General features: G+C 59.8%; 18 protein-coding genes and 1 pseudogene. 4 read left to right on the forward strand and 15 right to left on the reverse strand.

The window, feature by feature from the left end:
* Positions 1-45: 45 nt before the first annotated feature.
* A complete protein-coding gene (gene metE, locus B7L15_RS00220; RefSeq protein WP_085917057.1) occupies positions 46-2,343 on the forward strand; it encodes a 5-methyltetrahydropteroyltriglutamate--homocysteine S-methyltransferase in 2,298 nt (765 codons plus the stop codon).
* 54 nt (positions 2,344-2,397) lie between these two features.
* On the opposite strand, the gene ppk1 is transcribed toward metE, so the two are convergent.
* The gene (gene ppk1, locus B7L15_RS00225) at positions 2,398-4,524 is read right to left on the reverse strand and encodes a polyphosphate kinase 1 (RefSeq protein ID WP_422823606.1); all 2,127 of its coding nucleotides are present in this window, start codon (positions 4,522-4,524) and stop codon (positions 2,398-2,400) included.
* A gap of 205 nt (positions 4,525-4,729) precedes the next feature.
* Entirely contained in the window at positions 4,730-5,743 is a 1,014-nt protein-coding gene (hemB, locus tag B7L15_RS00230) for a porphobilinogen synthase (protein WP_085917059.1), read from the reverse strand.
* Positions 5,744-5,903: 160 nt separating this feature from the next.
* On the opposite strand from hemB, the gene elbB reads away from it, so the two are divergent.
* Entirely contained in the window at positions 5,904-6,563 is a 660-nt protein-coding gene (gene elbB, locus B7L15_RS00235; RefSeq protein WP_085917060.1) for an isoprenoid biosynthesis glyoxalase ElbB, read from the forward strand.
* Positions 6,564-6,645: 82 nt separating this feature from the next.
* Here elbB and tatC read toward each other — a convergent pair whose 3' ends face one another.
* The 13 genes from tatC to B7L15_RS00300 all read right to left on the reverse strand — a co-directional run bounded on the left by tatC (position 6,646) and on the right by B7L15_RS00300 (position 19,054).
* Positions 6,646-7,431: a twin-arginine translocase subunit TatC gene (tatC, locus tag B7L15_RS00240; RefSeq protein ID WP_085917061.1), complete on the reverse strand. Its 786-nt coding sequence runs from the start codon at positions 7,429-7,431 to the stop codon at positions 6,646-6,648.
* On the reverse strand, positions 7,428-7,850 hold the full coding sequence (gene tatB, locus B7L15_RS00245; RefSeq protein ID WP_085917062.1) for a Sec-independent protein translocase protein TatB: 423 nt from the start codon (positions 7,848-7,850) through the stop codon (positions 7,428-7,430). Before tatB ends, tatC begins: the two co-directional genes overlap by 4 nt.
* A gap of 3 nt (positions 7,851-7,853) precedes the next feature.
* Positions 7,854-8,129 (reverse strand): Sec-independent protein translocase subunit TatA, encoded by a 276-nt coding sequence (tatA, locus tag B7L15_RS00250; protein ID WP_085917063.1) that lies wholly within the window; start codon positions 8,127-8,129, stop codon positions 7,854-7,856.
* 42 nt (positions 8,130-8,171) lie between these two features.
* The gene (locus B7L15_RS00255; protein ID WP_085917064.1) at positions 8,172-8,534 is read right to left on the reverse strand and encodes a phosphoribosyl-ATP diphosphatase; all 363 of its coding nucleotides are present in this window, start codon (positions 8,532-8,534) and stop codon (positions 8,172-8,174) included.
* A gap of 21 nt (positions 8,535-8,555) precedes the next feature.
* Positions 8,556-10,178, reverse strand: a complete 1,623-nt coding sequence (gene ubiB / locus B7L15_RS00260; protein ID WP_085917065.1) for a ubiquinone biosynthesis regulatory protein kinase UbiB — start codon at positions 10,176-10,178, stop codon at positions 8,556-8,558.
* Positions 10,175-10,813 carry a ubiquinone biosynthesis accessory factor UbiJ gene (locus B7L15_RS00265; RefSeq protein WP_085917066.1) on the reverse strand — a complete coding sequence of 213 codons (639 nt, stop codon included), beginning with the start codon at positions 10,811-10,813 and terminating at the stop codon, positions 10,175-10,177. The genes ubiB and B7L15_RS00265 overlap by 4 nt, the downstream gene beginning before the upstream one ends.
* A gap of 22 nt (positions 10,814-10,835) precedes the next feature.
* Positions 10,836-11,591, reverse strand: a complete 756-nt coding sequence (ubiE, locus tag B7L15_RS00270; RefSeq protein ID WP_085917067.1) for a bifunctional demethylmenaquinone methyltransferase/2-methoxy-6-polyprenyl-1,4-benzoquinol methylase UbiE — start codon at positions 11,589-11,591, stop codon at positions 10,836-10,838.
* 122 nt (positions 11,592-11,713) lie between these two features.
* The gene (locus tag B7L15_RS00275) at positions 11,714-12,097 is read right to left on the reverse strand and encodes a gamma-butyrobetaine hydroxylase-like domain-containing protein (RefSeq protein ID WP_066318303.1); all 384 of its coding nucleotides are present in this window, start codon (positions 12,095-12,097) and stop codon (positions 11,714-11,716) included.
* Between the two features lie 78 nt (positions 12,098-12,175).
* Positions 12,176-13,498, reverse strand: a complete 1,323-nt coding sequence (hslU, locus tag B7L15_RS00280) for an ATP-dependent protease ATPase subunit HslU (RefSeq protein ID WP_085917068.1) — start codon at positions 13,496-13,498, stop codon at positions 12,176-12,178.
* A gap of 8 nt (positions 13,499-13,506) precedes the next feature.
* Entirely contained in the window at positions 13,507-14,040 is a 534-nt protein-coding gene (hslV, locus tag B7L15_RS00285) for an ATP-dependent protease subunit HslV (protein ID WP_066318308.1), read from the reverse strand.
* Between the two features lie 136 nt (positions 14,041-14,176).
* On the reverse strand, positions 14,177-14,899 hold the full coding sequence (locus B7L15_RS00290) for an SPOR domain-containing protein (RefSeq protein WP_085917069.1): 723 nt from the start codon (positions 14,897-14,899) through the stop codon (positions 14,177-14,179).
* 3 nt (positions 14,900-14,902) lie between these two features.
* Positions 14,903-16,588 (reverse strand): arginine--tRNA ligase, encoded by a 1,686-nt coding sequence (gene argS, locus B7L15_RS00295; RefSeq protein ID WP_085917070.1) that lies wholly within the window; start codon positions 16,586-16,588, stop codon positions 14,903-14,905.
* Between the two features lie 117 nt (positions 16,589-16,705).
* Positions 16,706-19,054: a primosomal protein N' gene (locus B7L15_RS00300; RefSeq protein WP_085917275.1), complete on the reverse strand. Its 2,349-nt coding sequence runs from the start codon at positions 19,052-19,054 to the stop codon at positions 16,706-16,708.
* 19 nt (positions 19,055-19,073) lie between these two features.
* Here B7L15_RS00300 and rpmE point away from each other — a divergent pair, with 19 nt between their 5' ends.
* Positions 19,074-19,289: a 50S ribosomal protein L31 gene (gene rpmE / locus B7L15_RS00305; protein ID WP_044630499.1), complete on the forward strand. Its 216-nt coding sequence runs from the start codon at positions 19,074-19,076 to the stop codon at positions 19,287-19,289.
* A 347-nt stretch (positions 19,290-19,636) separates the two neighbouring features.
* Positions 19,637-20,907: pseudogene (locus B7L15_RS00310) on the forward strand (malic enzyme-like NAD(P)-binding protein).
* Positions 20,908-20,945: the final 38 nt, after the last annotated feature.

Genomic DNA, 20,945 nt, shown 5'->3' on the forward strand with positions numbered 1-20,945 from the left:
CGATGCCCAGACTAAGTGAAATCATTCACGTTGCAAGGTTTCATCATGACAGTTTCTCATATCCTCGGCTATCCCCGAATAGGCGCTCGTCGCGAGCTCAAAAAAGCCACTGAAGCCTACTGGCAGGGCGAGTGTTCCCGCGAAGTGCTTGAACAGACCGGCCGGGACTTGCGTTTGCGCCATTGGCAAGCCCAGCAGGCGGCGGGACTCGACATGGTCAGCGTGGGCGATTTCGCGTTTTACGATCAGGTGCTGAATGTCTCGGTGCTGTTAGGCGCGGTGCCCGAGCGCTTCAATGCGGCACAGGAAGTGGCGGCGGGTGACGTTGACCTGGATACCACCTTTCGCATGGCGCGGGGACGTGCGCCCAGCGGCGAACCGGCAGCTGCCTGCGAAATGACCAAGTACTTTGATACCAACTATCATTATCTGGTCCCGGAGCTGCACCAAGGGCAACGTTTTGCTCTGGCCTCCCACCGGCTTTTCGACGAAGTCGATGAAGCATTGACCGCGGGATTTACCCCCAAGGTGACCCTGACCGGTCCGCTCACCTGGCTGTGGCTGGGGAAATCCCAAAGCGCCGAGCTGGACCGATTGACGCTGCTGGATAGCATCCTGGATGTCTACTGCGACGTGCTGGCACGCCTGGCCACCCAGGGGGTCGAGTGGGTTCAACTGGATGAGCCAGCACTGGTGCAGGACTTGCCCCTTGCCTGGCAGCAGGCCTTTGAACGTGCCTATCACCGCTTGCAGTCCGCTCCCTTGAAGCTGATGGTGGCCAGCTACTTTGGCGGCCTGGGTGATAATCTGTCGGTGGCGACCCGGCTGCCGGTGGATGGGCTTCACATTGATGCAGTGCGCGCGCCTCAGCAGGTAGACAGCGTGATTGATCGACTGAGCCCGCACCAGGTGCTATCGGTGGGGTTTGTTGATGGCCGCAATATCTGGCGTGCCGACCTTGCCGCGCTGCGCGAACGCCTGCTGCCGCTCAAGGTTCGCCTGGGCAAGCGGCTCTGGCTGGCGCCAAGCTGTTCGCTGCTGCACGTGCCTGTGGATCTTGCCCAGGAGACAGGCCTTGATGAAGCTTTGGTCAGTTGGCTGGCCTTTGCCCGCCAAAAGCTCGACGAAGTGGTTTCCCTGGCCCGGCTGATCGATAATCGCGCCACCGACCTTGATGAGCAGCGCTTGAAAGCGGCAACGCAGGCGTTGGATGTCCGGCGTGAATCAGGGCGTATTCATCAGCCAGCCGTCAGTGCTCGCGTTGCCGCTATCACGTCCGAGGGCAGCCAGCGCGGCTCTCCCTATGCAGAACGCGCGGTGGCGCAACGGCGTGCCCTGAACCTGCCCCTGTTGCCGACCACGACGATTGGCTCCTTCCCGCAAACCTCCGATATTCGTGCGGCGCGGCGTGCTTTTAAAGCGGGTGAGATAAGCCAGGCCGACTACGAGGCGCGCATGCGCTCGGACATTGCCTACGCGGTCGAGCGTCAGGAAGCCTTGGGTCTGGATGTGCTGGTTCACGGTGAGGCCGAGCGCAATGACATGGTGGAGTACTTTGGTGAACAGCTGGACGGCTTTGCCTTTACCCATTTTGGCTGGGTGCAAAGCTATGGCTCGCGGTGCGTCAAGCCGCCGGTCATTTTTGGTGACGTGAACCGTCCGGCCGCCATGACCGTACGCTGGAGCGAGTATGCGCAAACGCTGACCGACAAGCCCATGAAGGGCATGCTGACGGGGCCGGTGACGGTCCTGCAGTGGTCGTTTGTACGCGATGATCAGTCCCGGGAAACCACCTGTCAGCAGATTGCCCTCGCGCTGCGCGACGAAGTGCAGGATCTGGAGCGCGCCGGCATCAGGATCATTCAAATCGACGAGCCCGCCCTGCGCGAGGGCTTGCCGCTGCGCCAGCATGAATGGCAGGGCTACCTGGACTGGGCAGTGACGTGTTTCCGATTAAGTGCCTCAGGCGTCGACGACAGCACCCAGATTCACACCCATATGTGCTATTCGGAGTTCAACGACATCATAGGTGCGATTGCGGCGCTGGACGCTGACGTGATCACCATCGAAACGTCACGCTCGAATATGGAATTGCTGGACGCTTTCCAGGACTTTGCCTATCCCAATGAAATGGGGCCCGGTGTTTACGATATCCACACGCCGAATATTCCCGATGTGGCGTGGATGGTCGATTTGCTGGAAAAGGCGCTGGAAAAGATGCCCGCCGAGCGGCTGTGGGTCAATCCGGACTGCGGCCTGAAAACCCGCACCTGGGCGGAGGTGGAGCCGGCCCTGGCCAATATGGTCCAGGCAGCCCGGCAGATTCGTCAGCGCTATACGTAAGCGACATACTACAGGACGTTTAACCCCGGCTTGGTGCCGGGGTGTTTAACTGGGCTAGCTTTTGCTGGCGTAGGCGTAGAGCAGGGTTTCCTGGGCGCTGATCGCATCCCCGCTACCGGGGTTTTGAAGGTGATAACTGCCGTCGCTTTGCAGCAGCCAGCTCTGGCAATTGTCGACCAGGTAGGTTTCCAGGTCCTTGCGTACCCGCGTGGCGAGCTTTTTATCCAATAGTGGAAAGCAGGTTTCCACCCGGTGGAACATGTTGCGCGACATGAAGTCGGCGCTTGAACACCAGATCTCCGGCTTGCCGTCGTTGTGGAAATGGAAAACCCGTGTGTGTTCCAGGAAACGGCCAATGATCGAGCGCACACGAATATTGTCCGACACACCCGGCAGGCCGGGTTTCAGGCAGCACATGCCACGAATGATCAGGTCGCATTCAACACCCGCCTGGGAGGCGCGATAAAGCGCCTTGATCAGTTTCGGCTCGGTGAGCGAATTGCACTTGATGATGATGTGGGCTCGCTTGCCCTTGCGGGCGACCTGGGCTTCACGGTCGATCATTTCCATGAGCCGCTCGTGCAGGGTAAACGGCGCATGGAGCAGCGTGTCGATCTTGCGCGCGCGGCCCATCCCCGACAGTTGCTGAAATACCCGGTGAACGTCGGCGCAAAGTGCCTTGTTGGCGGTCAGCAGGCTATAGTCGGTGTACAGCTTGGCGGTCTTCGAATGGTAGTTACCAGTACCCAGATGGGCGTAGTGGCGTAGTTCACCGCGTTCGCGGCGCACGATGTGCAGCATCTTGGCATGCGTCTTGTACGCCATGATGCCGTAAATCACGATGGCCCCGGCTTCCTGCAGGCGCGATGCCAGCTGTAGATTATCGGCTTCGTCAAAGCGCGCGCGCAGCTCGATCACCACGGTGACTTCTTTGCCCTGGCTGGCCGCGTCCACCAGTGCGCTGACAATCGGCGAATCGGCCCCGGTGCGGTAGAGCGTCTGTTTGATGGCCAGCACATTCGGGTCGCGGGCTGCTTCGCTGAGCAGGTCCTCAATTGGCGAAAACGACTGGAAAGGGTGATGCAGCAGCACGTCCTGCTTGGCGATGGCATCAAACAGGCTGCCGCCTTTCAGGGCTTTGGGGATCCCCGGCGTGTACGGCCGGTATAGCAGCTCCGGCCGGTCAACATCGCCAAGAACGGCCATCATCCGGGTCAGGTTGACCGGGCCTTGCACACGGTACAGGTCGTCAGCTTCAAGGCTGAATTGGCGCAGCAGGAAGTTGGTCAGGTCGTCCGGGCAGTTATCGGCCACCTCCAGACGTACGCCACTGCCATAGCGGCGAGCCAAAAGCTCGCCACGCAGCGCGGAGGCCAGGTCGGAGACCTCTTCCGGGTCAACGCTCATGTCGGCGTTGCGTGTCAGGCGGAACTGGTAGCAACCGCGCACCTTCATGCCTGGAAACAGTTCTTCAGCATGGGCATGAATCATCGACGACAGGAACACGTACTCGGTATAGCCCTCGCTGCACAGATGCTTGGGCAGCGCCATGAGGCGTGGCAACGAGCGGGGCGCGGGGAGAATCGCCATGCCCCCGGCGCGTCCAAAGGCATCTTTGCCCTCCAGCTCGACGATAAAGTTGAGGCTTTTGTTCACCAACCGCGGAAAAGGGTGCGAGGGGTCCAGCCCGATGGGACTGATGACCGGCATGATGTCGTTGTTGAACAGCTCGTGGACCCAGTCTTTTTGCGCCTTTGTCCATTGGTCGCGGCGACGGAACCTTAGCCCCTGCGCTTCTAGAGCAGGCAACAATGTATCGTTGAGAATCTGATACTGGCGGACGATTTGCGCGTGGGCAATGTCAGAAATCTCGGCAAGCACCGCCCTTGGCAGCCGCCCGTCGGCACCCGTTGTATCGTCACCCAGGGCAATCTGGTGCTTGAGTCCGGCCACGCGAATTTCAAAGAACTCATCCATGTTGGATGAAAAAATCAGCAAGAACATCAATCGGTTGAGCAGTGGGTGTGCTTCATCCAGCGCCTGCTCCAGCACACGGATATTGAACTGCAGGTGGGAGAGCTCGCGATTGAAGTAAAGCTGCGGGTCGTCCAGATCGGTCTCAGGCAGCGCTTCGCGGGCCTGAACGCCCGTGGGCGTGCGGTTGACGCGAAGCGTGGACATCTCGCTGTCGCTACCGTCATTGTCATGGCGCGGGTAGGGCGAGTTATCGGTGACCTGGTCGTCCATGGTAGCTGCCTCCGGCGTTAGTCGTCTCTGAGCATATCACTGCCTGATACGCATCTGTTAACGCAGTATGGCGGAGGAAGATGACAAAGACGTGTCACGGCATTGTCATCTACGCTTTACTGGCTTCAGCCTCCCAGGATCAACGCGCATTCGTCAGCAGACGTGCGGCGTCAAGGGCAAAGTAGCTCAGAATACCGTCTGCCCCGGCGCGCTTGAAGCACATCAGAGACTCCAGGATGACCGTGTCGGCATCCAGCCAGCCATTGTCGAAAGCAGCGCGGTGCATCGCGTATTCGCCACTTACCTGATAGGCATAGGTGGGCACGCGCAACTCGCTTTTGACCCGCCGGACAACATCCAGGTAAGGCATTCCCGGTTTGACCATGACCATGTCAGCTCCCTCGGCAATGTCCATTGCCACCTCATGAAGGGCTTCGTCGCTGTTGGCCGGGTCCATCTGGTACGTCCGCTTGTCGGCTTTGCCCAGGTTGGCGGAGGAGCCCACGGCATCGCGGAAGGGACCGTAGTAGTGCGAGGCGTACTTGGCACTGTAAGCCATGATGCGCACGTTGTGCAGATGCTCCTGTTCAAGCACCTGGCGGATAGCGCTGATACGCCCGTCCATCATGTCGGAGGGGGCAACGACATCGGCACCGGCTTCGGCATGGGAGAGCGCCTGTTTGAGCAGGGTGTCGACGGTGCGGTCGTTAAGCACGTACCCGCTCTCGTCGATAATCCCATCCTGGCCGTGGATGGTGTACGGGTCCAGGGCGACGTCGGTGATGATACCCAGTTCCGGCAGCGCCTCCTTGAGTGCGCGCACGCTGCGCTGTACGAGCCCGTTGGCGTTGTAGGCCTCTTCGGCGAGTTCGGTTTTCTGTTCACCGCCGACAACCGGGAACAGTGCGATTGCGGGAATGTCCAGCGCATAGGCGTCGCGGGCCTGCTCGATCAACAGGTCAATCGACAGGCGCTCCACACCCGGCATAGAGGCGATGGCTTCGCGCTGCTGGCTGCCTTCCAGGACGAAAACCGGCAGAATGAGGTCGCCGGGCGTCAGCGTTGATTCGCGCATTAAACGGCGGGAGAAGTCGTCGCGGCGCATGCGACGCAGACGCGTCGCGGGAAAGTGGCGAGGGGTAGGTGTACTCAACGGTATTCTCCACAAAAACTCGTAAATGAGGGTATCTGCCGACCTTGGCTGAGTATATCAGCCCTGGTCTGCATCGAAAGCCGTCTTGTGGTGCGCTGAAAGACTGACTAAAGTGGCGCAAACGCTGCTGAACGAGCAGGCCCTGCACAAGGAGAAAAGCATGACCAAACAGGTAGCAGTGATTCTTGCTGGCTGCGGTGTATTCGACGGGTCGGAAATTTACGAAACCACCCTGACGCTACTGCGCTTGGACCAGTTGGGGATAGGATATCGTTGTTTTGCCCCGGATATCGAGCAGCACCATGTGGTCAATCACCTCACCCAGGAGACTGACACGGACGAAAAACGTAACGTGCTGGTGGAATCAGCACGTCTGGCCCGCGGTGACGTCAGCCCACTAACTGACCTGGCGGCTGACGAATTTGACGCGGTAATTGTACCGGGTGGTTTTGGTGTCGCCCAAAACCTATCGGATTTCGCCTTGGCGGGAGACAGCATGCAGGTGTTGGCGTCGTTCAGGGAAGTCCTGTCAGGCTTTCGCGAAGATGCCAAGCCGATCGGCCTGATCTGCATTGCGCCAGTGTTGGCGACGCGTTTGTTGGGCGACGGGATCGCCGTGACGGTGGGCAATGATCCTGGCGTATCCGGGGCCATCAGCGCCATGGGCGGCCTTCACCGTAGCTGTAGTGTCGAGGATATCGTGGTCGATCTTGAGCACCGCGTGGTCTCGACGCCTGCCTATATGCTGGCAACGCGGATCAGTGAAGCGGCCACCGGCATCTTCAAGCTCGTTGATCGGATCGATGAAATGATGGACTGACCCATTAGCGACGCTTTCCGCCGGACGTCTATATCCATCCACAAACCGCTGCCTTTGGGCAGCGGTTTGTTTTTAGTGCGAGCTATTCTTCACCTGACGCTTCGGCGGCCTTTTCGGCGCGCCGCTTGCGGACCAGGCGGCCAAACAGCAGGCCAACCTCGTAAAGCAGGTACATGGGAATGGCCAGCAGGCTTTGCGATATGACGTCGGGTGGTGTGAGCACCATGCCAATCACGAAACAGCCCAGGATAATGTACGGGCGTTTTTGGGAGAGGCTCTCGACCGTGGTCGCGCCGGACAGAATCAGTAAAAACGTGGCAACCGGAATTTCAAACGCCACGCCAAAGGCAAAGAAGAGCTTGAGCACGAAGTTCAGGTACTGATTGATATCCGTCATTACCGTGATGTTTTCCGGCCCTGCCTGGGTGAAAAACGCAAACAGCAACGGAAACACCACGTAATATGCAAACGCCGCCCCGGCATAGAAGAGCAGAATGCTGGAGACCAGGATCGGAATTGCCAGTGCTTTCTCGTTATCGTAAAGCCCTGGTGCGATAAACGACCAAGCCTGGTGCAGCACAAACGGCACCGCAATAAATAGCGCTGTTACCAACGTCAGTTTGAACGGTGCAAGAAACGGTGAGGCCACTTCGGTCGCAATCATTTGCGACCCTGGGGGCAGCAGCGCCATCAGCGGTTCTGCCACGAAAAGATAGATGTCGTTCGAGAACGCATAAAGCCCGAGAAAGATCAAAAGAATCGCGATAACCGCGCGCATCAGTCTCGAGCGCAGTTCAATGAGGTGCTCGATTAACGGCGCTTGTTTCTGATCATTGCTGGGCTCCTGCGAATCATCAGAGGTGCTCATGGGTGCTTGCTGTCCTTGGTAGATGACTCGGCGTCGGGCGACGCGGGTGCTTTCTCACGGACGGTTTCCAGTGCTTCATCCAGATGCGAGGCGGCACTGGCGGCACGCTTTTCCGACGTTGTTGATGGGTCGCCGGAGGCTGGCGTTGGCTTTTCGGGGGCGTCCGCTATCCGCTCTACGTCATGCTTGGCTTTGCGAAGGCTGTCATCGAGCTTTTTCTGCTGGTCAGAGAGCGTTTGACGCAGATCTTCCGCTTCGAGCTGGGCGCTGATTTCGCGCTGCATGCCCGAGACGGTGCGCTTGATCTTGCCGACCCACAGGCCGACCGTGCGCGCCGCGCGGGGAAGGCGTTCCGGACCCAGTACCAGGAGCCCGACAACGCCAATGACCAGAATTTCAAAAAAGCCAAAATCGAACATGGCTTATTTGCGCTCGTCTTGATGATCAGCTGTCTGTTTTTCTTTCTCTTCCGCTTGAACGTCGTAAGTGTTGCCAGCCTCATCGTGACGAACTTTCGCCTGGGGCTGGTCATCGTCCTTCTTGCTGGCGTCTTTCTCGTCTTCATGGACGGCTTTCTTGAAGCCTTTCACCGCACCGCCCAGGTCGGTACCGACGTTGCGGAGCTTTTTCGTGCCGAAAACCAGGATGATGATGCCTAGTACAATCAGCAACTGCCAAATACTGATACCACCTAACATAAGCGTGTCCTCGTGATGGGGCTGTGTTGCAAAGCCTGAAGGCTATTGTTGACGCGCCGCTTTTTCGTCGTGGCCGGAAATGCCGAAACGGCGCGCCAATTCGTTGAGTACATCCTGGTGATCCAGGTCCAGATGCGACAGCATCACCAGGCTATGAAACCATAGGTCGGCGGTTTCGGCGACCAGTGCCTGTCGCTCGTCAAAGCTGCCATGTTCGGCGTCTTTGGCGGCGAGCAGTGTTTCGGTGGCTTCCTCGCCGAGTTTTTCGAGTATCTTGTTCAATCCCTTGTAATGCAAGGAGGCAACATAAGAATCGTCCGGCGACGCGTGACGACGCTGACGTAATACGTCGGCGAGCGCATCAAGCACAGGTGCATTATTAGGGGTGTAAGGCGTCGTGTCCATGGGGATCCTCGGGTTCTTGAACTATTGCCATACCAGCAGCAGCAGACCGATGGCGGCTGCGACAAGCACCGGCCATTGCTGACTGCCTGCCCATTGGCTCAGTGGCTGCCAGGCCAGTGCCAGGCCTAGCAGAACCAGGCCAATACGCAGGCGATGCTGGCGTTTGCCCTGGCGAGCCATTTGCTGTTGCATGTCGCTGATGGCAGAGGTCTGCTGGTGACGCTGGCGGTGCTCGTGCTCCATGCGGCTGAGCGCCTGATGCGCCAGTACCGGTAGCTCGGGTAACTGGTGCGACAGTTCCGGTGCCTGGCGCTTCAACGAGCGCCATAGGCCGCCGACGCCCGCCCGTTCTTTCATCCACTGCTCGAGATAGGGTTTTGCCGTGCTCCACAGGTCCAGGTCAGGGTAAAGCTGTCGGCCCAGGCCCTCAATATTGAGCAAGGTCTTCTGCAACAGTACCAATTGGGGCTGTACTTCCATGTTAAAGCGCCGTGCGGTCTGGAACAGCCCCAGCAGGACCTGGCCGAAGGATATATCTTTCAACGGTTTTTCCAGAATCGGTTCGCAAACCGTGCGAATCGCCGCTGCAAACTCGTTGGCGCGGGTGTTTTCGCCCACCCAGCCCGATTCAATGTGCAGTGCAGCGACTTCGTAATAATCCTGATGGAAAAACGCCAGCAGGTTGCGGGCCAGGTAATCCTGATCCTCCCGTGTCAGGCTGCCGACAATACCGCAGTCAATGGCGATATATTGCGGATCTTCCGGGTTATCACAGTTGACGAAAATATTGCCGGGGTGCATATCGGCATGGAAGAAATTGTCGCGAAACACCTGGGTAAAGAAGATTTCCACACCGCGCTCGGCGAGCTTCTTGAGATTGGTACCGTTGGCCTTGAGGGTGTCGAGGTCGGCGACGGGCACGCCGCGAATACGCTCCTGGACCATGACGTGGCGGCGGGTAAACGGCCAGTAGATGGTCGGTACAAACAGCAGCGGGGAGTCTTTGAAATTGCGCTTGAGCTGAGAGGTGTTGGCGGCCTCCTTATACAGGTCAAGCTCATCGAAAAGCGTGGCCTCGTAGTCCCTGATGACTTCCACCGGGCGTAGACGTCGGGCTTCGGGTACCTTGGCCAAGAGTTTGGCCACCTGATACATCAACGCCATATCCTGACGCATGATGCGCTCGATGCCGGGTCGAATGATCTTGACCACCACGTCTTCGCCGCTATGTAATTGGGCGACATGAACCTGCGCAATGGAAGCCGAGGCCAGAGGCGCCGTGTCGAAGAACGCAAAGGCATCGCTGAGCGACATTTCGAGTTCTTTTTCCACCCGGGTCACGGCCTGCTCACCCGGAAAGGGCGGCACCTGGTCTTGCAAGCGCCTGAGCTCGTCGGCAATGTCTTCGGGTAACAAGTCGCGTCGGGTGGAGAGCATCTGGCCGAATTTGATAAAAATCGGTCCCAGTGTTTCCAGCGCGAGGCGCAGGCGCTCGCCGCGCGTGCGATGGCCGACGGGCATCAGGCGCAGTGGCGAGAACCACAGCAGAAGGCGCAACCACCAGGGAAACCGATCAAGCGGGAGGAGCGTATCCAGGCGGTAACGGGCCATCACCCAACTGATGCGAAACAACCGCAAACTCATGGGCGTGCTCCTGCTCGCAGCCGTCGCTCGAGGCGCTTGAATCGGGCTTCCAGACGGTCAGTCGCCACCTCGAGCGCGGTCAACTGGTCGCGTAATACATCGCGCTGCTGGCGGCCGGGCAGTAAGCGGGCTTCTTCAAACACGTACTCGGAGACATCCTGCACCAACTCGTCCTTGGTACGCAGCCCCCAGTCAGCCGCTCGCCGCACCCCCTCGGCCAGTGAGTGGGCAGGCGTATCCCCCAACCAACGTGCCAGTTCGTTTTCCCAGTCGAGATCCAGGTCAAGAAGCAGCGTGCGCGTCGCTTCGAGTAAATGCACCTGGCCGCGTATCGCCAGCTTGCCTTCAAACATCAACTGCTCGATCGACGTGCCGCCAATCCAGGCTGACAGGGTTTCCGGAGTCAGCTCCACGACGGCATCAACGTGGCGTTCGTCAATATCGTCGGCGCGCAGCAGGTCAATCCCGGCGGCGTGATAATGAAGTACCAGGGCGAACTGAGGCTGTTCGAAACGCACGAGCAGCCGACTACCCGAGAGCTGGGCAAGCCGCGCTGGTGACGCCGGGTCACGGGCAAGCAGGGCGTTCAGCGTGCGTTCACATCCGGCCAGCAACAGGGTCGGGGTTAGCAGCATGCTGACCTCTCGGTGGTTGGTGTCATAGCTTGATGCCGCGGTGCAGTGCCACGATACCGCCGGTTAAGTTGGTGTACTCCACCCGCTCGAGACCGGCATTTTCCATCATGCCTTTCAGCGTCTCCTGATCGGGGTGCATACGAATCGATTCGGCCAGGTAGCGGTAGCTTTCGCCGTCGCCTGCCACCCATTCGCCCATTTTCGGCAACAGGCGGAAAGAATATTCGTCGTAGGCTTTGGTGAGTAGCGCATTGCTAGGCTTGGAAAACTCCAGCACCAGCAGGCGTCCGCCGGGTTTGAGGACCCTTGCCATGGAACGTAGCGCGGCGTCCTTGTCGGTGACATTACGCAAGCCAAACGCGATGGTGATGCAGTCAAAGCTGTTGTCGGGAAACGGCAGGCATTCGGCGTTGGCCTGTACATACTCGACGTTGCTGCCCACGCCGTTGTCCATCAGCTTGTCGCGACCAACGTTGAGCATGGAGGCGTTGATATCGGCAAGCACGACTTTGCCTCGCGGGCCGACCAGGCGCGAAAATTTAAGCGTCAGATCACCGGTGCCGCCCGCGATATCGAGGACGTGGTGACCCGGCCGAACGCCGGCACGCTCAATGGTGAGGCGCTTCCAGACACGATGAATGCCCATCGACATCAGGTCGTTCATGACGTCGTAGCGTGCGGCGACCGAGTGGAAAACGTCGGCTACCCGAGAGGCTTTTTCGTCGAGAGGAACTTCCTGATAACCAAAATCGGTCGTGCGTTTATCCGTGGGGCTCATGGGGCTCTGGCTCCAGAGTTCGAGGCGATGAGCGTCGACCCAGCGGTCGCCGCATTAATAAGGTTGTCGGCATTGTAGCCTTGTCCGCCCCGGCTTGTCTGCGTTTGCTCTGGGGCGTTACGTCACAGCTGTTTGAACTGGATACTGGCAGGCTCGCGGGAGGCCCCGGCCTCCTCAAGCCGTTGCAGGTAGTTTTCCCAGTAGGCCGTTTGATGCTGGGCCAGGTCATAGAGATAGTTCCAACTGAACAGGCCGCTGTCGTGACCGTCGTCAAAGTGCAGTTTGAGTGCGTAGTTGCCCGCTGGGGTAATGTTCTGCAGCCCTACATCCTTTTTGCCGACCTGCAGCACCGCGGTATCGCCGCCATGGCCGCGTACCTCGGCAGAAGGTGAGTAAACGCGCAGCAGTTCCACCGGCAGGCGATAGCTTTCGCCATTGGCGTAGCCGAGCTCAAGCTCGCGGGTCGACTTGTGGTAGTGAACGCGGGTGGGGGTGGGAGCAGTCATGATACACCTCAAAAGCAGCTGGGTGTCGGCGGCCATTGGTGGCGCGCCAAGGCTCGGCATCCCTGCCGAGCCGACAGGTTACAGAATATAGCGCGACAGGTCTTCGTCGACGGCTAGCTCACCGAGTTGGGCATTCACGTAATCGGCGTCAATCAGTAGCGGGCTTTCCATGTCGCCACCCTTGAACGAAGCCTCTTCCAGTAGACGCTCCATGACGGTATGCAGGCGCCGCGCGCCGATGTTCTCGGTGCCCTCGTTGACCTGCCAGGAGATTTCGGCGATGCGCTCGATGCCGTCCTGGGTAAACTCGACGTTCAGCCCTTCGGTGGCCAGCAAGGCCGTGTACTGCCTGGTCAGCGAGGCAGACGGCTCGGTCAGGATGCGTTTGAAGTCACCGGGTGTCAGCGCATCCAGCTCGACGCGGATGGGCAGGCGGCCCTGCAACTCGGGGATCAGATCCGATGGCCGCGACAGATGGAAGGCACCGGAGGCGATAAACAGGATGTGGTCGGTCTTGACCATGCCGTACTTGGTCGAGACGGTCGATCCTTCGATAAGCGGTAGCAAGTCGCGCTGCACACCCTCGCGGGAGACGTCGCCGCCACTCGACTGGCCACTGCCCTTGGCGACCTTGTCGATTTCATCCAGGAAAACGATACCATGCTGCTCGACCGCTTCCACGGCGCGGGCCTTGATCTCTTCCTCGTTGACCAGCTTGCTGGCCTCTTCATCGCGCAACAGTCCGAAGGCTTCTCTGACCTTGACGCGGCGTGTCTCGCGCTTCTGTTGGCCCATGTTGGAAAACAGGCTCTGCAACTGGCTGGTCATCTCTTCCATGCCGGGGGGCGTCATGATGTCGATCCCCTGACCCTGGGCGGAAATCTCGATATCGATTTCTTTGTCGTCCAGTTCTCCTTCACGCAGCTTCTTGCGGAACGTCTGGCGGGTGCCGTTATCCTCGCGGGGCTTGTCTTCCTGGCCGCGAGGTGGGGGCAGTAGCGCATCGAGAATGCGGTCTTCGGCGGCATCCTCGGCCCGGTGGGCGACTTCTTCCTTGGCGTGTTCGCGGACCATCTTGATGGCCGCTTCGATCAGGTCGCGAATGATCGATTCGACGTCGCGACCCACATAGCCAACCTCGGTAAACTTGGTAGCCTCCACCTTGATAAACGGCGCGCGCGCCAGTTTGGCCAGGCGACGGGCAATCTCGGTTTTACCCACGCCGGTAGGGCCGATCATCAGGATGTTCTTGGGCGTAACCTCCGGGCGCAGCTCATCGTCGAGCTGCATGCGGCGCCAGCGGTTGCGCAACGCAATGGCAACGGCGCGTTTGGCATCCTGTTGTCCAATAATATATTGGTCCAGGGCGTGGACGATTTCGCGGGGTGTCATCTGGGTCATAAGGGGCCTCAACGTTCGTTGGTGTTCAGCTCTTCAAGCGTGATGTGGTGATTGGTGAACACGCAGATGTCACCAGCGATAGCGAGGGATTTTTCAGTGATCTCCCGGGCACCCAGTTCGGTATTTTCCAGCAGTGCCCGAGCGCTTGCCTGGGCATAGTTGCCGCCTGAGCCAATGGCGATAATGCCGCGCTCGGGCTCGACGACGTCACCGTTGCCGGTAATGATCAGCGAAGCACTGTGGTCGGCCACGGCCAACAGGGCTTCGAGGCGGCGCAGGGCGCGGTCGGTGCGCCAGTCCTTGGCAAGCTCGACGGCAGCCTTGGTGAGGTGCCCCTGGTATTTTTCAAGCTGAGCTTCAAAGCGTTCGAACAGGGTGAAAGCATCGGCGGTGCCACCCGCAAAGCCCGCCAGTACCTTGCCCCGGTAGAGGCGGCGTACCTTGCTGGCATTGCCTTTCATCACGGTGTTGCCCAGTGATACCTGGCCGTCACCCGCTAAGGCGACTTGGTTTCCGCGACGCACGGATACGATGGTGGTCATGGAGGTAACTCCTTGGGGGGAGGCTTGCTCCCGATGACGATCGGGTCGGTGCTCGACCCTCTTTAAGCAGTTCTCAACAAAATGCGGGCGGTCGATAAAAAATCAACCGCCCGCACGTCATTGGGGAGTGAGTTTGTCAGTTTTGCAGTTGAATCAGCAGCGGCTCAATGCCTTGGGTGGCCATTAAGTCCTGAGCGCGGTTGAGTTCGCGGGTATCCTCGTAAGGACCCACCTGCACACGATGCCAGGTGCTGCCGTCGGCCTGGATCTCGCTGATCTGTGCCAGCAGGCTCAAGTTACGCAGCCGTTGACGCAACTGTTCGGCATCGTCCAGCTCGCGAAACGATGCCGCTTGCAACACGTAGCGGGCACCGTCTTCATTGGCCGTTTGCTGCGCGGTGGTGACCTGTTCTTCCGGGCGCATATTGGCCGCGATCACCTGGGCGATGGGATCGTCGACGGTGTCGCCATCGCTGCTGGGGCTATCGGCTTCGGCGGCAGTCGGCGTCTCAACGCTTGAAGGAGGGGCCACGCCGGGGGCAATCACCTCGGTTTCAGGTAGCAGGGTGTAAAACTCGAAGGTCGGCATGGAGGGCTCTGTCGAGTCTTCGGTTTCCCGGGCGGCCTCACGTGCATTCCGCTCCTCAGCGCTTGATTCAGACGTCGTTTGGGTGGCGTCATCCGCGGTGTCCTGCCAGGGGGCTGTGCCATGCTGGTGTTGGGCCAGAAAGAAACCGGCCGCCATGCCCGCCAGACCCCATAGCCAGCCGGGTAAACGGAATCCACCGCTTGAGGGGCGGGGCGATTTGCGCTGGCTGGTAGCGCCGCGGCGGGTGGGCTTTTTACGCGGGCTCGCCATGGGTTACATCTCCTCGGGGGCGCTGACCCCCATTAAATCCAGGCCGTTACGCAGCACCTGGCGGGTCGCAAGGCCCAGCGCCAGGCGTGTGTTGCGAAGGGTGTCGTCTTCAACCATGACCTTGACGGCGTTATAGCAGGTGTGGAAATCACCTGCTAGGTCAAGCAGGTATTGGGCGACCTGCTGGGGTTCACGGTTGTGGGTGGCGTTTTCGATGACTTCCGGGTAGCGGGCCAGGCGATTGAGTACGGCGCGTTCCTGATCGCTGTCCAGCAGGGCCAGATTGGCCATGGCAAGGTCGTGATCGAAAGGCTGCTCCGCCGCTTCGGCCTTGCGCAGCATGCTGCACACCCGGGCGTGGGCGTACTGAATATAGTAGACCGGGTTGTCATTGGACTGGGAGCGTGCCAGGTCAATATCAAAAGTCAGTTGCGAGTCGGCCCGGCGGGCGGCCAGGAAGAAACGCGTCGCGTCGCGGCCCACTTCGTCGATCAGGTCGCGCACAGTGACGTAGCTTCCTGCGCGCTTGGAGAGTTTTACTTCAACGCCGGAGCGGGTCACCATCACCATCTGGTGCAGCACGTAATCCGGCCAACCCCTGGGGATGCCGACATCCAGCGCCTGCAGACCAGCGCGTACCCGGGTGATGGTCGAGTGGTGGTCGGCCCCCTGCTCGTTGATCACCGTCGTGAAGCCTCGCTGCCACTTGTCGAGGTGGTAGGCCACGTCGGGCAGGAAGTAGGTATAGCCGCCTTCCCGCTTGCGCATCACGCGGTCCTTGTCGTCGCCGAAGTCGGTGGTGCGCAGCCACATGGCACCGTCTTCTTCATAGGTGTGGCCTGCGGCGATGAGCTGTTCGACCGTGGCATCCACCTTGCCGTCGGCATATAGCGAAGACTCCAGAAAGTACACGTCGAACTCGACGCCGAACGCCTTCAGGTCGAGGTCCTGCTCCCGGCGTAGCCAGGCCACGGCAAAGGCTTGAATCGCGTCAAGGTCATCGGCGTCGGCATTGGCGGTGACCTCGCGATCATCGGCGCTCACCGTTTTGCCCGCCATGAAGTCCCTGGCAACATCCACGATGTATTCACCGCGATAGCCGTCTTCCGGCCAACTTGGGTCGTCAGGACCCAGGCCTTTGGCGCGCGCCTGTACCGAACCTGCCAGGTTGGCAATTTGCGCGCCCGCATCGTTGTAATAGAACTCGCGGGTCACGTCATAGCCGCTGGCATCGAGCAGGCGACACAGGCAGTCGCCGATCGCAGCGCCGCGGCCATGGCCCACGTGCAGTGGCCCGGTGGGGTTGGCGGAGACAAACTCGACCTGCACTTTCTCACCCCTGCCGATCAGGCTGCGACCAAAGGCATCGCCGCTGTCGAGCACCTGGGCGACAATTTGCGCGGCGGCGTCCGAGGCAGCAAAGAAGTTGATGAATCCAGGGCCAGCAATCTCGGTTTTCTGGATGGCGTCGCTCGGCGGCAGCGCCGCTACCAGGGCGTCAGCCAGCTCGCGGGGTTTCATGCCGGCGGGCTTGGCCAGCATCAGCGCCAGATTAGTGGCGTAATCTCCGTGAGCCTTGTCCTTGGTGGGGTCCACCTTGATGGTGGGCGCTAGATCAGCGGGCAGCACGCCTTGGTGCTTGAGCGCGGAGACCGCGCCGTCGAGCAGTGAACTAATCGTGTCTTTCATTTAAGTATCCGGGTGTTATCAGTGGCGGCGTGGGCATGCACGCATCGCTATTCAGCGGCAAGGTGCCCCATTATCGGCAATTGAGGCGCAGTTTCAAAGCGGTGTGTCGGCTGGCATCTAGGACAAGCTTTGTGGATCAATGTCAATCGACCAGCGAACCCGGCGTGCGTCGCGGTTGGCTTCAAGCCATTGTGTCAGCCAACTGGCGGCGGCGTGGAGCTGGCTGCGCTTATCCGCGGTCAGCATGACTTGCAGATGGTAACGGTTCTGGCGGCGCTCCATGGGGGCGGGCACCGGTCCCAGGCAGCGTGCGGGTGTGTCGCTATTGGATAGCCATTGGCGCAGAGCCTGGGCGGCCTGCCGGGCCAGGCCAAGAGCTGCTTCCTCTTTGGGGCTTTCAATACGCAGTAGTGCCATAAAGCAAAACGGCGGCAACTGGGCGAGGCGGCGCTCTTCCAGCAGGCTGCGCGCCAGTGTGCCATAGCCGTGTTCGGCAAGCTGGCCCAGTTGCGGATCGTCGGGATGCAGGGTCTGTACCAGCACGCGCCCTGGGTGGGCCGCTCGTCCAGCACGACCGGCAACCTGTTCGAGCAGTTGGGCGCTGTGTTCCAGGGCGCGGAAATCTGCTGCGTAGAGTCCACCATCGGCATTGACCACCACCACCAGCGTCACATGGGGGAGGTGGTGGCCCTTGGCGAGCATTTGTGTGCCCACCAGCAGGCAGGGTTCGCCACGCTGAATCTCCTTGAGCATCTGCTCGAAACTGTCCTTTTTCCGCGTGCTGTCGCGATCGATGCGCTGCACCTTGGTCTTGGGGAAAAGGCTTTGCAGGGTCTCCTCGGTACGTTCCGTGCCGCTGCCCAGGGCGCGTAAATCGCCACTGTCGCATTCCGGGCAGGCGTCTGGCAGGGCGCGGCGGCTGTCGCAGTGGTGGCAGGCAAGCAGCGGTGGCTGGCGGTGCAGGGTCATGCGGGCATCACACTGGCCGCATTCGGCGAGCCAGCCGCAGCTGTGGCAGGCCAGTGTCGGCGCAAAGCCTCGCCGGTTGATGAAAATCAGCACCTGTTTGCCAGCGGCCAGGGTATTTTTGATGGCGCTGAGGGAGGCTGGTAATAGGCCGCCCTGGCGCCGCTGGTGACGCATGTCCACCAGTTCGAGTTTGGCGGGCGGGTGACGGCTGGGCCGCTGGGTCAAGCGCAAGTGCCGGTAGGCCCCGGTTAATGCTTGCTGTAGACTTTCCAGAGACGGTGTGGCACTACCCAGCAACAGCGGTATTTTATGGTGGTGGGCACGGGCCACGGCCAGGTCCCGCGCGTGATAGCGCAAACCGTCCTGTTGCTTATAGGAACCGTCGTGCTCTTCATCGACGATAATCGCGCCGGGGTTAGCGAGTGGGGTGAAAATCGCTGATCGGGTGCCGATGATGATCAAGGCCCGCCCGGAGGCTGCCGCCTCCCAGACGTCCAGGCGCTCGGGGTCGGTAAGTCCCGAGTGCAATGCCACGACGGGCACGCGGAAGCGGCTTTTGAAGCGTGACAGCGTCTGTGGGGTCAGGCCTATTTCGGGGACCAGTACCAGCGACTGCTTTCCCTTGGCTGCCACGGCCTCGATCAGTTGCAGGTAAACTTCGGTCTTGCCGCTGCCGGTAACGCCTTCCAGTAAGCAAGGGTGGTAGTCATCGAGTTTTTCATGCAGGGCGGCCAGCGCCGTCGCCTGTTCCCGGTTAAGCGGCAGCGCAGGGCTTGCCAGCAGGCTGCCGCCGGGTGGCGTGGGGGCGGTGAGGGTAATGTCTTGTGCTTCGGCCAGGCCCTTTTTTTCCAGCGCGAGCAACTGGTCGCGACTAAATCCATGCGCATTGACCGCGCGTCCCGGCAAGCCGTGGGGATGCTGTTGCAACAGCGCGTGTAACGCCGCCTGTTTCGGGGCGCGGCTCAAGCGGTCATCGCCCGGCGGGCCCGACGCCCGCCAAAGTGTTTGCGTGCGTCCGGCCATGGGGTGGCCCTGGCGCATCCGTGCAGGCATGGCCATGGCCAGGGTGTCGCCCAGGCTATGCTGGTAGTAGCGTGCCGTGAACTGGCAAAGCCATAGCCAATCGGCGGGCAGGGGAGCATCGTCCAACGTTTCGCTGACGCTGCGCAGTTGGGTGTGCGGCAGGTCGCTGTGGTCCGCCAGTTCAACGACCACACCGACGACATCGCGATGGCCGAACGGGACGCGGACGCGCAATCCTGGCTGCCAACCGCCAGGCGGTGTCTGGCGGTTGGGCAAGTAGTCGAACAGGCGTCGCAATGGCGACGGCAGGGCGATTTTGAGCACCTGGGCGGAAACAGCGTCGGACAATTGGCCTCCGGCATTAGTTTTGCTAGAATACGTGGCCGCTCTGACTTTAAACGAAGGAGCGATTAACCGGTTAGTCGTTTTTTTAAACCCGTATGCGGTGCCTGGCACGAGATCAGGTGGCGGCATACCGCTGATGAGGCTCAAGATGAAACAAGGTATCCATCCGAATTACAACACGGTCACCGCCAACTGTTCCTGCGGTGCCAGCTTCCAGGTGGGCTCCACGTCGGGTCAGGATTTTTCCCTGGACGTGTGCTCCAACTGCCACCCTTTCTACACCGGTAAGCAGAAACAAGCGACCACCGGTGGCCGTGTAGAGCGCTTCAACAAGCGTTTCGGCGCTGCTATCAAGCGCGGCTGATCCTTTACGGACCTGCCATATCGAAAGCCCCAGGGCTTGCGAAAACCCACGCCAAGGCGTGGGTTTTTTTGTGCGTGACGAGAGCGTTGGCAACAGGTAATAGCCAAATGCCAGGATAGAATGGAAAAATTTTCCATAAATGCTGCATTGCATTAATAAAAACAATCGTTACCGTTGAAGTGTTTACGTGTAAATTTCACTAAAAATGTTTGAAATGTTACGAAATGAGGGTAAACGTCGATTAAACGACCGTTTTTATGCCGGGTTTACCGCTTGCTTGAGCGGGCCGGGGTTTTTCTATATTCTGGCACCACTTATCTCCTTTCTATGTAACTGGACCCTTGACCATGACCGATGCAAACAAGCAGGCCGCCTTGGATTATCACGCGAAGCCGATTCCCGGCAAGCTGTCGGTGGAGTTGACCAAACCCACCGCGACGGCACGGGATTTAGCGCTGGCGTATAGTCCTGGGGTGGCCGAGCCGGTCAGGGAGATTGCTCGCGAAGCCGAAAACGCCTACCGATATACCGGCAAAGGGAATCTGGTCGCGGTCATTTCCGACGGCAGTGCGATCCTTGGGTTGGGCAATCTGGGGCCAATGGCGAGCAAGCCGGTGATGGAAGGCAAGGGCGTGCTGTTCAAGTGTTTTGCCGGCATCAACTCGGTGGATATCGAGGTGGATGCCGAAAGCCCGCAGGCGTTTACTGACACCGTGGCCCGCATCGCCGATACCTGGGGGGCATTAATCTGGAAGATATCAAGGCACCTGAATGTTTTGAGATCGAAAAGGCGCTGATTGAGCGTTGCAGCATTCCCGTGTTTCATGACGATCAGCACGGCACGGCGATTGTCACCGCCGCGGGCATGCTGAACGCGCTGGATATCGCGGGTAAAACCATCGAAGACGTCAAGATCGTTTGCATGGGCGCAGGTGCGGCGGCCATTGCCTGTATGCGACTGCTGGTATCCTGTGGGGCGAGTAAGGAAAACCTGATCATGCTTGACCGGCGCGGGGTTATTCACAGCGATCGCGAAGGCATAAATGAATACAAGGCCGAGTTTGCCCGTGATACGGACATGCGCACCCTGGATGACGCCATCGATGGCGCCGACGTGTTTATCGGTTTGTCAGGCCCTGGCTTGTTGTCGGCTGAGCAGGTGAAAACAATGGCGCCGGATCCGGTGATTTTCGCCTGCACTAACCCTGATCCCGAGATTCATCCCGATGTTGCTCGCGAGGCGCGTCCGGATGTGATCATGGCAACCGGCCGCTCCGATTTCCCCAATCAGGTGAATAATGTCCTGGGCTTCCCGTTTATCTTTCGCGGCGCCCTCGACGTGCGCGCGACGCGCATCAATGAGGCCATGAAGCTGGCGGCGGTTCATGCACTCAAGGACCTGGCTCGCGAGCCGGTTCCCCAGGAGGTGCTGGATGCCTATGAACGCACCGAGATGCAATTTGGCCGCGAGTACATCATTCCCACGCCCGTCGATGTAAGGTTGCTGGCGCGGGTTTCTTCGGCGGTGGCTCAGGCCGCGGTGGATTCTGGCGTGGCACGTAAGCCATATCCGGCGCACTATCCACTACAGTCAATTAATGACGTTTACGGCGAATAGAGCCCGCAATATCCGCGACTGTTTATTCTGACGCCCGC

Source organism: Halomonas sp. CSM-2, from assembly GCF_002119345.1.
In the GTDB taxonomy this organism is placed as follows: domain Bacteria; phylum Pseudomonadota; class Gammaproteobacteria; order Pseudomonadales; family Halomonadaceae; genus Vreelandella; species Vreelandella janggokensis.

Excerpts from the sequence above, each read along its gene's own strand:
- metE (WP_085917057.1), top strand. The coding sequence starts at position 46 with ATGACAGTTTCTCATATCCTCGGCTATCCCCGAATAGGCGCTCGTCGC.
- ppk1 (WP_422823606.1), bottom strand. The coding sequence starts at position 4,524 with ATGTCCACGCTTCGCGTCAACCGCACGCCCACGGGCGTTCAGGCCCGC.
- elbB (WP_085917060.1), top strand. The coding sequence starts at position 5,904 with ATGACCAAACAGGTAGCAGTGATTCTTGCTGGCTGCGGTGTATTCGAC.
- tatC (WP_085917061.1), bottom strand. The coding sequence starts at position 7,431 with ATGAGCACCTCTGATGATTCGCAGGAGCCCAGCAATGATCAGAAACAA.
- tatB (WP_085917062.1), bottom strand. The coding sequence starts at position 7,850 with ATGTTCGATTTTGGCTTTTTTGAAATTCTGGTCATTGGCGTTGTCGGG.
- tatA (WP_085917063.1), bottom strand. The coding sequence starts at position 8,129 with ATGTTAGGTGGTATCAGTATTTGGCAGTTGCTGATTGTACTAGGCATC.
- B7L15_RS00255 (WP_085917064.1), bottom strand. The coding sequence starts at position 8,534 with ATGGACACGACGCCTTACACCCCTAATAATGCACCTGTGCTTGATGCG.
- ubiB (WP_085917065.1), bottom strand. The coding sequence starts at position 10,178 with ATGAGTTTGCGGTTGTTTCGCATCAGTTGGGTGATGGCCCGTTACCGC.
- B7L15_RS00265 (WP_085917066.1), bottom strand. The coding sequence starts at position 10,813 with ATGCTGCTAACCCCGACCCTGTTGCTGGCCGGATGTGAACGCACGCTG.
- ubiE (WP_085917067.1), bottom strand. The coding sequence starts at position 11,591 with ATGAGCCCCACGGATAAACGCACGACCGATTTTGGTTATCAGGAAGTT.
- B7L15_RS00275 (WP_066318303.1), bottom strand. The coding sequence starts at position 12,097 with ATGACTGCTCCCACCCCCACCCGCGTTCACTACCACAAGTCGACCCGC.
- hslU (WP_085917068.1), bottom strand. The coding sequence starts at position 13,498 with ATGACCCAGATGACACCCCGCGAAATCGTCCACGCCCTGGACCAATAT.
- hslV (WP_066318308.1), bottom strand. The coding sequence starts at position 14,040 with ATGACCACCATCGTATCCGTGCGTCGCGGAAACCAAGTCGCCTTAGCG.
- B7L15_RS00290 (WP_085917069.1), bottom strand. The coding sequence starts at position 14,899 with ATGGCGAGCCCGCGTAAAAAGCCCACCCGCCGCGGCGCTACCAGCCAG.
- argS (WP_085917070.1), bottom strand. The coding sequence starts at position 16,588 with ATGAAAGACACGATTAGTTCACTGCTCGACGGCGCGGTCTCCGCGCTC.
- B7L15_RS00300 (WP_085917275.1), bottom strand. The coding sequence starts at position 19,054 with ATGCCGCCACCTGATCTCGTGCCAGGCACCGCATACGGGTTTAAAAAA.
- rpmE (WP_044630499.1), top strand. The coding sequence starts at position 19,074 with ATGAAACAAGGTATCCATCCGAATTACAACACGGTCACCGCCAACTGT.